Origin of the sequence: Affinirhizobium straminoryzae, assembly GCF_007004135.1 — a bacterium.
GTDB lineage: Bacteria > Pseudomonadota > Alphaproteobacteria > Rhizobiales > Rhizobiaceae > Neorhizobium > Neorhizobium straminoryzae.
Window position 1 is genome coordinate 91449 of sequence record NZ_VJMG01000009.1, and the last position, 12064, is coordinate 103512.

Below are 12064 nucleotides of genomic sequence, written 5' to 3' on the forward strand. Positions count from 1 at the left end.
ATTCCGGCATTTTTGCGGGAACGTCGCAGACCGATGAGAAATTGGTCAGAAATCGACGTTATGATTTGACCGACATCATTTGTTGCGGTGCAATAGGCATCTCATCCCAAGACGAGGCACATCCATGCATCATTACGATCTCATCGTCATCGGCAGCGGGCCGGCCGGCCGGCGCGCGGCCATCCAGGCCGCCAAGCTGGAGAAGAAGGTTCTCGTCGTGGAACAGGGTCGCCGTGTCGGCGGCGTTTCGGTGCACACCGGCACCATTCCCTCCAAGACGCTGCGCGAGACCGCGCTGAATCTCACCGGCTGGCGCGAGCGCGGTTTTTACGGCCGCTCGTACCGCGTCAAGCAGGATATCAGCGCCGACGACCTGCGCCGCCGCCTGCTGATCACGCTCGATCACGAGGTGGAGGTGCTGGAGCATCAGTTTGCCCGCAACCGGGTGCAGTTGATGCGCGGCCGCGCGAAATTCGTCGATCCCAACACGCTGGAAATCGAAAAGAGCGATGGGGAGATCCTGCGCACCACCGCCGCCTCCATCCTGCTTGCAGTAGGCACCCGCCCCTATCGCCCCGGCCACATTCCCTTCGATGGCGAAGCCGTGATCGACAGCGACGAACTGCTGGAGATCAGGAAGGTGCCGCGCTCGCTGATCGTTGTCGGCGCCGGCGTCATCGGCATTGAATATGCCACGATCTTCAGCGCGCTCGACACGCAGGTAACGGTGGTCGAGCCGCGCGACACCATGCTCGATTTCATCGACAAGGAGATCGTCGAGGATTTCGCCTACCAGCTGCGTGACCGCAACATGAAGCTGATCTTCGGCCAGACGGTGGAGACCGTCGTGCGCGAGGAAAACGGCGGCAAGTGCCGCGTGACACTGAAGAGCGGTCGCTCGCTGCAGGCGGAAATGGTGCTGTTTGCCGCCGGCCGTGTCGGCGCAACCGATACGCTGAACCTTCCCGCCGCTGGCCTTGAAGCCGATAGCCGCGGTCGCCTGAAGGTCGACCCCGAAACCTTCCAGACCGCCGTGCCGCATATCTATGCCGCAGGCGACGTCGTCGGCTTTCCGAGCCTTGCCTCCACCTCGATGGAACAGGGCCGCATTGCCGCCCGCCATGCGGTCGGCGCGCCGGCCAGCGAGCCGCCGCAATATTTCCCCTATGGCATTTATGCCGTCCCGGAGATTTCCACCTGCGGCCTCAGCGAGGAAGAGGTCATCCAGCGCGGCATTCCCTACGAGACCGGCATCGCGCATTTCCGCGAAACCTCGCGTGGCCATATCATGGGCCTCGATACCGGCCTGCTGAAGATGATCTTCTCGCTGAAGACGCGCCGTCTGCTCGGCGTCCATATCGTCGGCGAAGGCGCGACCGAACTGGTGCATATCGGCCAGGCGGTGCTGAACCTGAAGGGCACGGTCGAATATTTCGTGGAAAACACCTTCAACTATCCGACGCTGGCCGAAGCCTACAAGATCGCCGGCCTCGACGCCTGGAACCGCATGGGCGAAGGACCGAAGGAAGCGCCGGTGGCAACAGCCCAGTCTCTCGACCCGGTAAACGCAGCCGGGTCTACGGCTGCCGACCACCCCACCATGCCGCGCAAGGCTGCGGTGAAATAATGCGCGCGCGAAGGGACCGGATGCGCAGCCTCCTGCGTCCCTTCGCCATCTCGCTCGTCGCGATCCTCTCTCTCGCCCTCCTGCCCTTGGCTGGCGTCGTGATCAGCACAGTAATCGCCGACGTTGCCGGCTGTCCGCTGAACGAAGGCGGCAGCTATCCCTGCATCATCTTCGGCAGCGACATCGGAGGGCTTCTGTCCTTTCTCTTCGTCGCGGGCTGGCTGATGCTGGTCACCATTCCGGTGGGCGGCGTCGCGTTCGGCGTCTGGGTCGTGGCGCTGGTCGTCACCGTTGTCAGGCATCACCTCAAACACCGCGCATGAAAAAGGCCGCTCGATGAAAGAGCGGCCTGATGAGATTCCCATATGAAAATGGCCCCTTTCGGGGCCATTTTCACCGCGATTAACGCGAGTAGAATTCGACGACGAGGTTCGGTTCCATGATGACCGGGTACGGAACGTCGGAGAGCGACGGTACGCGGGCAAAGGTGGCAACCATCTTGTTGTGGTCGACTTCGATGTAATCCGGAACGTCACGCTCGGCCAGCTGGACCGATTCGAGAACCGTCACCAGCTGCTTGGACTTCTGGCGCACTTCGATCACGTCGCCAGCCTTGCAGCGATACGAACCGATGTTGACGCGAACGCCGTTGACGGTGACATGGCCGTGGTTGACGAACTGGCGGGCAGCCCAGACGGTCGGCACGAACTTGGCGCGGTAGACGATGGCGTCCAGGCGCGACTCGAGCAGGCCGATCAGGTTTTCGCCGGTATCGCCCTTGCGGCGGTTGGCTTCGTCATAGATGGCGCGGAACTGCTTCTCGCGGATATCGCCGTAGTAGCCCTTCAGCTTCTGCTTGGCGCGCAGCTGCACGCCGAAGTCGGAGAGCTTGCCCTTGCGGCGCTGGCCGTGCTGGCCCGGGCCGTATTCGCGGCGGTTGACCGGGGACTTCGGACGGCCCCAGATGTTTTCGCCCATGCGGCGATCGATTTTGTACTTGGACGACGCGCGCTTGCTCATCGTATTTCCTTCTCAAACAAACAACGACCGGGCTGTTTCCAGACCGGACCCGAGGAAACACGCCCTCCTAAGAGCCCGAACCTTGCGGCGGCTCTGACAGGTTTCTCACGGAGCGTCCGGAGACAACCACGGGACATGTCAAATGAAACACCGGGCGTTTCCACCCGGCGTTGGCGCGGTCTTTAGGGGGAAGTCATGGAATTGTCAACATCGCCCGCGACGCGGCCGTGGATCAAGGCCGCGTTAACCACGATGCCGCGCCGTGATGTCACCTTGCATTTTTTTGATGCTGCGCTCTTGAAGGCGAAATTGTGGCTTCCCATCTGCCGTGTCAGCACCGGGCCCCTCTGACGTGTATCGCCGGATCGACCGTGATGTCGGTGCTTTTTCAGTCAACCTTGATCCGGCTTCGAAAGAGCCGTCATGGACTTCCTTTTCATAGACCTCCTCGGCAAGCCCGTCTGGATGTGGCTGACCTTTGTCGTCGTCGTTCTCGTTCTCCTCGCGCTTGATCTCGGTGTCCTGCACAAGGACAGCCGCGAGATCGGCATCAAGGAGAGTTTTGCCCTTTCCGCGTTCTATATTGCGCTTGGCCTCGCCTTTGGCGGCTGGATCTGGTTCCAGAGCGGCGAACAGGCCGGCCTTGAATATCTGACCGGCTTCGTGGTCGAGAAGAGCCTTGCGATGGACAACATCTTTGTCATCGCCATGATCTTCACCTACTTCTCCATTCCGCGCGCCTACCAGCACCGCGTCCTGCTCTGGGGCATCCTCGGCGTCATCGTGCTGCGCGGCGTGATGATTGCCGCCGGTGCCGCGATCGTCGAAAACTACAACTGGGTTCTCTATCTCTTCGCGGCCTTCCTGATCGTCACCGGCATCAAGATGCTGCTGACGGCCGACAAGGAATATGACGTCGCCTCCAACCCCGTGTTGAAATTCCTGCGGCGCAAGTTGCCGGTAACCGATGGCCTGCGCGGCGAAAAGTTCATGGTGCGGGAAGCCGACGACAAGACCGGCAGACTGAAGACCTTCATCACGCCGCTCTTCCTGGCGCTGGTGATGGTGGAACTCGCCGACGTCATCTTCGCCGTCGATTCGATCCCGGCCATCTTCGCGATCACCACCGATCCCTATATCGTCTACACCTCCAACATCTTCGCGATCCTTGGCCTGCGTGCCCTCTATTTCGCGCTGTCGGCCCTCATCCACCGCTTCGCCTACCTGAAATACGCGCTCTCCGTCGTGCTGATCTTCATCGGTTCGAAGATCTTCCTCGCCGACATGCTGGGCCTTGCCAAGATCCCGCCGGTGGTCTCGCTCTCGGTCACGCTCGGCATCCTCGCCGCCGGCATCCTCGGCTCGCTCTGGGCCACCCGCAACGGCAGCGCGACGCTGACCAAGTCTGCCGATTAACCGGGCTCTCTGAAGCTGCCCTGCCGCGCCGGTCTGACCGGCGCGGTTTTCGCATCCGCCATTTCCGCCTTGCGTCCGGCACGCTACAGTCGAGCCATCACGTCAGCCAGAATCGGATGCCCGCTCATGTCTCTTCCCACCGACACCGTTCTCGATCGCTTCCTGCGCTATGTGGTGATCGACACCCAGTCCGATCCCGCCTCCTCGACCCAGCCCTCGACGGAAAAGCAGAAGAACCTCGGACGCGTGCTCGAGCAGGAACTGAAGGCGCTGGGCCTTGCCGATGCGCATCTCGACGAACACGGCAATGTCTATGCGACCGTTCCCGCAACGAGCGACAAGGCGGTTCCGGCCATCTGCTTCTGCGCGCACATGGATACGGCACCGGATTTTTCCGGCACCGGGGTGAAGCCGCAACTAGTCCGGAACTATCAGGGCGGCGACATCCGCCTCACCGGCGACACCAGCCGGGTCATCCGTGTCGCAGAGCATCCGGAACTCGCAAACCAGATCGGCCATGACATCGTCACCACCGACGGCACGACCCTGCTCGGCGCAGACGACAAGGCCGGCGTCGCCGAGATCATGACGGCGGCGCAGTTCCTCCTCCACCATCCGGAGATCCCGCACGGACCGGTGAAAATCCTGTTCACCACCGACGAGGAGATCGGCCGCGGCGCCGACAAGGTGGACCTTGAAAAGCTTGGCGCTGCCTTCGGCTACACGCTGGATGGCTCGACCATCGGCGAGATCGAGAACGAGAATTTTTCGGCGGACGGCGTGACGATCACCATCAAGGGCGTCGCCATCCATCCCGGCACCGCCAAGGACAAGATGGAAAATGCCATCAAGATCGCCGCCGAGATCGTTGCCCGTCTGCCGAAGGACCAGGCGCCGGAGACGACCGAAGGGCGGCAGGGCTTCATCCACCCGGTCGGCATCAGCGGTGCGATGGAGGGCGCAAAGATCAGCTTCATCATCCGCGACTTCGAGGAACAGGGGCTGACCGACAAGGAAGACCTCTTGAAGACGATCACCGAACAGGTGCTTTCGGCCTATCCGGGCTCGACCTTCACCTTCACGGTCAAAGAGCAGTATCGCAACATGAAGACCGTGCTCGACCGTCACCCGGAAGTGACGGAAAACCTGCTGGAGGCCACCCGCCGCATCGGCCTCGAGCCGAAGATCACGCCCATTCGCGGCGGAACGGATGGCGCCCGCCTCTCCTTCATGGGCCTGCCCTGCCCCAATATCTTCACCGGCGGCCATGCCTATCACTCGCCGCTCGAATGGGTGAGCGTTCAGGACATGGAAACGGCGGTCACGGCCATCGTCGAACTGGTGAAGGTGTGGGAAGAGCGGGCGGCTTGAGCGGTTTAAGCCGTCAATCGCCGTTACGATACAGAGGTCGCTGTCTCCCACGATAGGCTTATCGCGGCGTGGGCCCTCACCCCGCCTCGCTCGGCGACCCTCTCCCCGGTGGGGAGAGGAGAACAACCAGAGCCGCGCGCCCTTTTCCCCGCGGGGAAAAGGTACCCGAAGGGTGGATGAGGCGCCGCCGCGAGGGTAACAGTCTCACTCCGCCGCGAACCGGTCCACACGCGCCGGTTCGTCGTCGGTCGCATCCGGCGCGCCCGGTGCCGTCTGCACATCGAGATCCGGGAAGGCGACGATGCGCTTGCCGGAAAAGTCGGAATGCACGACGATCAGGTTCTGCTCCTCGAAATAGCCGAGAAGACGGCGGGCGCGGCGCGCAGAATGCGTGCCATAGGCCTTGGCGATGCGCATGTCGGAAGGACAGGGCTCCCCCGTCAGCGCCGCCTTGGCCATCAGCAGGAACACGCCCTGGAGATCGTCCGAGACGCGGGCGGAAAGCTCCAGCGCCGTCTGCCAACCGGGGGTCGCGGCCGTTTCCTCGTCTACTCCGGCCCGCGAGATCGCCAGCCGGCGGCGGAATTCCCCCATCGACATCGGCGGTCCGGGCAGGCGGCGCATGCGGGCGCGCACGAGGAAATCCTGGTACAGCACCGAATCGGTGCGATAGGCGGCCTGCGGATCGTCGATGATCTCGGACAGCACAGCCGCCAGCCGCTCCTCCCGCTCTTCCGGCGAAAGCTCCGGCTGGGAAGGACGGCTCGGTTCCTGCGGCGAAGCGCTGACGGAGGGCGTCGAGCGGGACAGTTCGGCGAGAATATCCGTCGTCGGCCGCGGTGCCGGCGGCGCGCGGCGCACGATCGGCCGCGTGAACTCTTCCGGGTCCGGCGTGAAGATCAGGTCTTCCACATCCTGCGGCGCATCCGGCAGCGGCATCAGCTTCGGCGAGGAGGAGCGTGCCGAGGTTTCCACCGTACCGATGACGATCGGCAGCGGCCGGCGCGACAAGGCCGGGCCAAGCGCCACGAAATTGCCGCGCTTCAGATCGCGGAACATTTCCGCCTGCCGGCGGTCCATGCCGAGCAGATCGGCGGCGCGCGCCATGTCGATATCGAGGAAGGTGCGGCCCATCAGGAAGTTGGAGGCTTCGGCCGCCACGTTCTTGGCAAGCTTTGCCAGGCGCTGCGTGGCGATCACGCCCGCCAGACCGCGCTTTCGACCGCGGCACATCAAGTTGGTCATCGCGCCGAGCGACAGCTTGCGCGCATCTTCCGACACATCGCCGCCGACCGAGGGCGCAAACATCTGCGCCTCATCCACCACCACCAGCACCGGATACCAGTATTCGCGGTCGGCATCGAAAAGGCCGTTGAGGAAGGTGCCGGCGGCCCGCATCTGCTCCTCGAGGTCGAGCCCTTCGAGCGTCAGCACGCAGGAGACGCGATGCTGGCGGATGCGGGTGGCAATGCCGATCAGTTCGGCTTCCGTGCGCTCGCCATCGACAACGACATGGCCGTACCTGTCGGCGAGCGTGACGAAATCGCCTTCCGGATCGATGATCACCTGCTGCACCCAGGGCGCCGACTGCTCCAGCAGACGCCGCAGCAGGTGCGACTTGCCGGACCCGGAATTGCCCTGCACCAGCAGACGGGTGGCCAGAAGCTCCTCGATATCGAGCTTGGCCGGCTGCCCGCCGGACACAGTTCCCATATCGATGCCTACCTGCACGGCCTTCAACCTCTCATGCACATGATCCGTCGAGCGGGGCTTTTCCGCGCTCATCCGGCAGTGCTCTAGCAGATCCCCGGCGATTCTGCGCGCCCCAATGGAGCGTGATCAACAGACAATCAGCCGGCAGCCCGACGATAGCCGGCCGCCAGCAGGCCGGCGCCGATCATCAGAGAGCCACCGGTGCGGTTGACGATGCGCCGGATCCCGGGCTTGCGCACGGTCTCGCGCGCCATCGAGGCAAGCAGGCCATAGAGCGCGGCATTCAGCGTGGCAAGCACCAGGAAGGTGACCTCGAGGATCACCATCTGCGGCGGCAGAGGATGCGTCAGATCGAAGAACTGCGGCAGGAAGGCCACGAAAAAGACGATGCTCTTCGGATTGAGGGCCGTCACCACATAGGTGTGCAGGAAGATTTTCGAGGCTGGCTCCGCGCCCGCGTGCTCTTCGGCATCCGCCGCTGCGGCCTCGCTGACCGGGGCCCGCCATAGCTTGATGCCGAGATAGACGAGATAGGCAGCGCCGATCCATTTGAGCACGGTGAAGGCCGAGGCCGAGGCTGCCAGAAGGGCGCCAAGGCCGAGCATCGAAGCGGTCATGGCGGTGAAATCGCCAAGCGCAACCCCGGCCACCGTCGCAGCCGCCACCTTGCGCCCATGCGACAGCGCATAGGAGATGACCAGCAGGATCGTCGGCCCCGGAATGGCCAGCATGACGGCAGAGGCTGCGACGAAGGCAAGCCAGTTTTCAATCGGCATGGACAGTTCCCTCTCGACTATGACGGGAAGCAAGCCACGAACGGAAACGCTTGGCAAGCGCCGCGTGACATGCGCACATCGCCGATTGCCCGCCTCGTAGGGCGACCAAGATACAATCTAGGGAGCCATCGTGGCGCGTTCGGACCGTATTCTGCTTCTCCTTCAAACGCTGCGGCAATACCGTCGTCCTGTCCGCGGCGAACAACTGGCCGAAGACCTGTCGGTTTCGCTGCGCACGCTCTACCGCGACATCGCGACGCTGAGGGCACAGGGTGCCGATATCCGCGGCGAACCCGGCATGGGCTATCAGCTGAAATCCGGCTTCCTGCTGCCGACCATGATGTTTTCGGAAGAGGAGCTGGAGGCACTGATTCTCGGCACGCGCTGGGTCGCCGCGCGGGGCGATGGCGATCTGGCGCAGGCTGCCCGCGCCGCCGTGGCGCGCATTTCCGCCGTGCTGCCCGCGCCGCTTCGCGACCAGATCGAGGAAAACCAGCTCCTGATCGGACCGGCCGAACAGGTCGACGGTCTGGCGGGCGATCTGAAGCGGCTGCGGGAGGCTGTCCGCCGCGAGCAGACGCTGCAATTCTCCTATCTGGATCTTTCCGGCCAAAAGTCCGCACGCCGCGTCTGGCCCTTCGCGCTCGGTTACTTCGATCAGGTGCGCGTGCTGGTCGCCTGGTGCGAGACCCGGAACGATTTCCGCCATTTCCGCGCCGACCGGATCAGCGATCTCCTGGAGACGGGCGAGCGCTATCCGAGACGCAAGGCCGCACTTCTGTCGGAATGGCGCGCCCGGCAGCAGGCCGGCGCCTCAAACGCGGCTGCTGACAGTTCCTGACAGTGGAACGGCGTAGATCTGTGGGCCTCAACACACGGAGGCACACATCATGAAACCCGCCAACTTCATTCTTCTGCATGTCGACAGCGTTGCCGCAAGCAGCGTCTTTTATCAGGTTCTGCTGGACATCAAGCCCGTCGAGGCCTCACCGACCTTTGCGATGTTCGTGCTGGCGGGTGGTTTCAAAATCGGCTTGTGGGATCGGCGCGGCGTCGAGCCGGGAACGTCAGGGGCAACGGGGGCAAGCGAGATCGTCTTCTCCTGCGACAGCGATGCCGAGGTGGACGCCCTGCATGCGCTCTGGATCGGCCGGCAGGCCCACATCCTGCAGCCTCCGACCACCATGGATTTCGGCCGCACCTTCACCGCCACCGATCCGGATGGTCACCGGCTGCGTGTCTATCACGTCGCCGACCAGCCGGTCTGAACCTGCCAGCGGTAGCGGATGTCCGGCTCCCTCTCTTCATTTCCGTGCCCGTCGGTTTGCTCGACCGCAACGAAACCACGCGTCTCGTAGAACCGGCGTGCACGGTCATTGACCTGGAAGGTCCAGAGATCGAGCGTCACCTGCCCTTTCCTGGCCCGCGCCAGAAGCGCCGAGCCGATGCCCTCTCCCTGCCGGCCGGGCAAAATATAAAGCTGCTCGATCCAGCCCGGCCGAACGGCGATGACGCCGAGCAGATGCCGGCCCTCCGTGGCGCCCCAGATGGTGCAGGTTTCGAAAAGATGCTCCCGCCAGTAGACGCGATCTTCCGCCGGCGTGTGCAGATCGGCAAGCGAGGGTAAAGCGGCGTTGAACGCCGCACGATGCACGGCGGCGGCCTCGGTCATGTCATCGGCATCGAGGCGTCTGATGTCAAAAGACGGCATGGTCTTTCCTGTCTGTTGTCGAACGCGAAAAACCTCCCGCCCCGAAGGGCGGAAGGTATCTCTGCTGCATGACGGACGGGACACGATCGTGCCCGGCCGGACAATCGCCTCCTTACGGAGGCGCGCGGGTCACAGCCGGAACCCCAGCCAGAAGACCATCGGCTGCTTGATCATCCGATACTCGTTCGTCACTTCGTTTTCGGGAACGCCGATATCGAGCAACATCCGGTCCGAGAAGTGCTTGAGGTCGTTGGCCTTGCGCCGTTCGCGCAGGACCGCGGCAGCCAGGGCCGCCGCGACGCGCCAGAAACCGTGTTCACGATGCAGATCGCCGACAGCATCGGCAACCAAAGGGTGTACTTTGGACATGAGTCTTCATTCCCGCTGCGTCTCGGCAACGGGTCCTTTTGCGGGTTGGAAAACGCACGGCAAAACAGGTCAGGCCACGAGGGCTTGGACACGGGTTCGCGCGGCGTCAGAGAGGTTGAGGTCTAGGTGCCAAATGGCTGGGAAATCAGGCGAAATGCGCCCGAGTACGATGACCGCCAAATGTGCCGGACAGAGCCTGCGCACGGGTCATCATATATCCGCCGGTGAGGCACATGAGAGAGTGAATATAATCCATGACGTGCCTCCTTTCCGTGAAGAGTTGCGGACGCGAAGAACCTGACACAGGCTCATTCCATCCACAAGTCCTGCAATCTGCATTTGCAGGAAATGGGCTTCCTTGTTGCCAATGCGCCACAGTGACGCAGGGGCTATGCCTGTTGTCTCACGACACGCGAAGACCAAAGCCCTGCATCAGGCGACGTGTCGGAAAATCCGGCGCATGGGAGGTGAAAACGGCGAAGTCGGTGTGGACGCCGTGGCTGTCTGCATCCGCCGGCGGCACCAGCCGGCGGGCCTGCCTTGCGATCGCTTCCGCCGGATCCAGCCAGTCCACCGGCCAGGGCGCCAGCCTGCGGAACAGGTTCGCCATGAAGGGGTAATGCGTGCAGGCCAGCACTACGATATCGGTACGCCGGCCCTCCCGCTCCACAAAGCACGGGTCGATTTCCGCACGAACCGCCGCATCGTCCAGGCTCTCGCCGCGAATATAGGCTTCCGCCATGCGCGCCAGATTTTCCGAGCCGACCAACCGAACATGGCATTGCGAGGCGAAGGACTGGATAAGGTCGCGGGTATAGGCGCGCTTGACGGTGCCGGGCGTGGCCAGCACCGAAACGAGGCCGGACCGGGTGCGCTCCGCTGCCGGCTTGATGGCCGGCACCGTTCCGACAAAGGTCATGTCCGGAAAGGCGGCCCGCAGATCAGCACCGACCAGCGTGAAGGCGGTGTTGCAGGCGATGATGCAAAGCTCCGGATCGTAGCGGTCGAGAAGATCTGCGAACAGCGCGAGAATGCGGGCCTTCAGCCCCTCCTCCTCCCAGCCGCCATAGGGAAAGCCGGCATCATCGGCCACATAGATGAAGCCGCGCTCCGGCATCAGCACGCGGGCCTCGCGCAGGACGGTCAGGCCACCGATGCCGGAATCAAAGACGAGAACCGGTTTCAGCTCATGCGTCGCCTTTGTCGCCACCCTCATTGCCCCCGTCATGCCCCGCCTCGTCCGTCTTCGGCTTCCGTCCCTTCGGCCAGCGGCGCTGGAAGCCGTCGAGCGAGGAGATCACGCCGCGCAGGACGCTGATTTCCGGCTCCGTGAAGCCCGGCCGGGACAAGACGGCGCGCAGATTGTCGATCATCTTCGGCACTTTTGTGGGCGGATGGAAATAATGGCGCGAATCGAGCGCCTCCTCGATCTGCTCGAAGAAGCCGAACAGCTGCTCCTTGGTCGCCGGCCGCTGGTCCACCGCCTGGAAAGGGGTCGCGGCGATATCGTCCATGCCGCTTTTCATCCACTCATAGGACATCAGCAGAACGGCCTGGGCGATGTTGAGCGAGGCAAAGGCCGGGTTGACAGGAAAGGTAACGATCTCGTCGGCCAGCGCCACCTCCTCATTGGTCAGCCCCCAGCGTTCGCGGCCGAACAGGATGCCGGTCCGCTCCCCGGCATTGAAGCGCTGGCGCAGCGTCGCGGCTGCCGTCACCGGCGCGCGCACCTCCTTGAAGCCGTCGCGCTGGCGTGCCGTCGTGGCATAGACGAAGTTGAGATCGGCCACCGCCTCTTCCAGCGTGTCGAAGACCATGGTCGCCTCGATGACATGGTCCGCCTTGGCGGCGGCGGCCTGTGCCTTCTCGCTCGGCCAACCGTCCCGCGGGTTGACGAGACGCAGCTCCGACAGGCCGAAATTCGCCATGGCGCGGGCTACCATGCCGATGTTTTCGCCCAGTTGCGGTTCGACGAGGATGATTGCCGGACCTTCCGTCAAGAGTTCGCGCTCGCTGTTCGTGCCTGCCATGGTGATCCCGTCCGATGCTTGGTCGCGCGGG

The 12064-nt window shown here is 63.4% G+C and carries 13 protein-coding genes; 6 read left to right on the top strand and 7 right to left on the bottom strand.

Annotation, left to right across the window (positions count from 1 at the left end):
- Window positions 1-124: 124 nt before the first annotated feature.
- Window positions 125-1627 carry a Si-specific NAD(P)(+) transhydrogenase gene (sthA, locus tag FNA46_RS04010; protein WP_142881054.1) on the top strand — a complete coding sequence of 501 codons (1503 nt, stop codon included), beginning with the start codon at window positions 125-127 and terminating at the stop codon, window positions 1625-1627.
- A 20-nt stretch (window positions 1628-1647) separates the two neighbouring features.
- The gene (locus FNA46_RS04015; protein ID WP_142881055.1) at window positions 1648-1950 is read left to right on the top strand and encodes a hypothetical protein; all 303 of its coding nucleotides are present in this window, start codon (window positions 1648-1650) and stop codon (window positions 1948-1950) included.
- Between the two features lie 79 nt (window positions 1951-2029).
- Here FNA46_RS04015 and rpsD read toward each other — a convergent pair whose 3' ends face one another.
- On the bottom strand, window positions 2030-2647 hold the full coding sequence (gene rpsD, locus FNA46_RS04020) for a 30S ribosomal protein S4 (RefSeq protein ID WP_142881056.1): 618 nt from the start codon (window positions 2645-2647) through the stop codon (window positions 2030-2032).
- A 423-nt stretch (window positions 2648-3070) separates the two neighbouring features.
- Between rpsD and FNA46_RS04025 the strand changes: the two genes are divergently transcribed.
- Both FNA46_RS04025 and pepT read left to right on the top strand, forming a co-directional pair.
- Window positions 3071-4063, top strand: coding sequence for a TerC family protein (locus FNA46_RS04025; protein WP_142881057.1), 993 nt, complete (start codon window positions 3071-3073; stop codon window positions 4061-4063).
- Between the two features lie 126 nt (window positions 4064-4189).
- Window positions 4190-5434, top strand: coding sequence for a peptidase T (gene pepT, locus FNA46_RS04030; RefSeq protein ID WP_142881058.1), 1245 nt, complete (start codon window positions 4190-4192; stop codon window positions 5432-5434).
- Window positions 5435-5638: 204 nt separating this feature from the next.
- On the opposite strand, the gene FNA46_RS04035 is transcribed toward pepT, so the two are convergent.
- Window positions 5639-7165, bottom strand: a complete 1527-nt coding sequence (locus FNA46_RS04035) for a helicase HerA domain-containing protein (RefSeq protein ID WP_142881088.1) — start codon at window positions 7163-7165, stop codon at window positions 5639-5641.
- A 119-nt stretch (window positions 7166-7284) separates the two neighbouring features.
- Window positions 7285-7923 (bottom strand): LysE family translocator, encoded by a 639-nt coding sequence (locus FNA46_RS04040; RefSeq protein ID WP_142881059.1) that lies wholly within the window; start codon window positions 7921-7923, stop codon window positions 7285-7287.
- 130 nt (window positions 7924-8053) lie between these two features.
- Here FNA46_RS04040 and FNA46_RS04045 point away from each other — a divergent pair, with 130 nt between their 5' ends.
- Both FNA46_RS04045 and FNA46_RS04050 read left to right on the top strand, forming a co-directional pair.
- Window positions 8054-8764, top strand: coding sequence for a helix-turn-helix transcriptional regulator (locus FNA46_RS04045; protein ID WP_142881060.1), 711 nt, complete (start codon window positions 8054-8056; stop codon window positions 8762-8764).
- Between the two features lie 49 nt (window positions 8765-8813).
- Window positions 8814-9191 carry a VOC family protein gene (locus FNA46_RS04050; protein WP_142881061.1) on the top strand — a complete coding sequence of 126 codons (378 nt, stop codon included), beginning with the start codon at window positions 8814-8816 and terminating at the stop codon, window positions 9189-9191.
- Here FNA46_RS04050 and FNA46_RS04055 read toward each other — a convergent pair.
- The 4 genes from FNA46_RS04055 to FNA46_RS04070 all read right to left on the bottom strand — a co-directional run bounded on the left by FNA46_RS04055 (window position 9167) and on the right by FNA46_RS04070 (window position 12033).
- Window positions 9167-9634, bottom strand: a complete 468-nt coding sequence (locus tag FNA46_RS04055) for a GNAT family N-acetyltransferase (protein WP_142881062.1) — start codon at window positions 9632-9634, stop codon at window positions 9167-9169. The two genes, FNA46_RS04050 and FNA46_RS04055, sit on opposite strands and share 25 nt — an antisense overlap.
- A gap of 129 nt (window positions 9635-9763) precedes the next feature.
- Window positions 9764-10003 (bottom strand): DUF1127 domain-containing protein, encoded by a 240-nt coding sequence (locus tag FNA46_RS04060; protein WP_142881063.1) that lies wholly within the window; start codon window positions 10001-10003, stop codon window positions 9764-9766.
- 403 nt (window positions 10004-10406) lie between these two features.
- Entirely contained in the window at window positions 10407-11219 is an 813-nt protein-coding gene (gene murI / locus FNA46_RS04065) for a glutamate racemase (RefSeq protein ID WP_142881089.1), read from the bottom strand.
- Entirely contained in the window at window positions 11191-12033 is an 843-nt protein-coding gene (locus FNA46_RS04070) for an RNA methyltransferase (RefSeq protein ID WP_142881064.1), read from the bottom strand. The genes murI and FNA46_RS04070 overlap by 29 nt, the downstream gene beginning before the upstream one ends.
- Window positions 12034-12064: the final 31 nt, after the last annotated feature.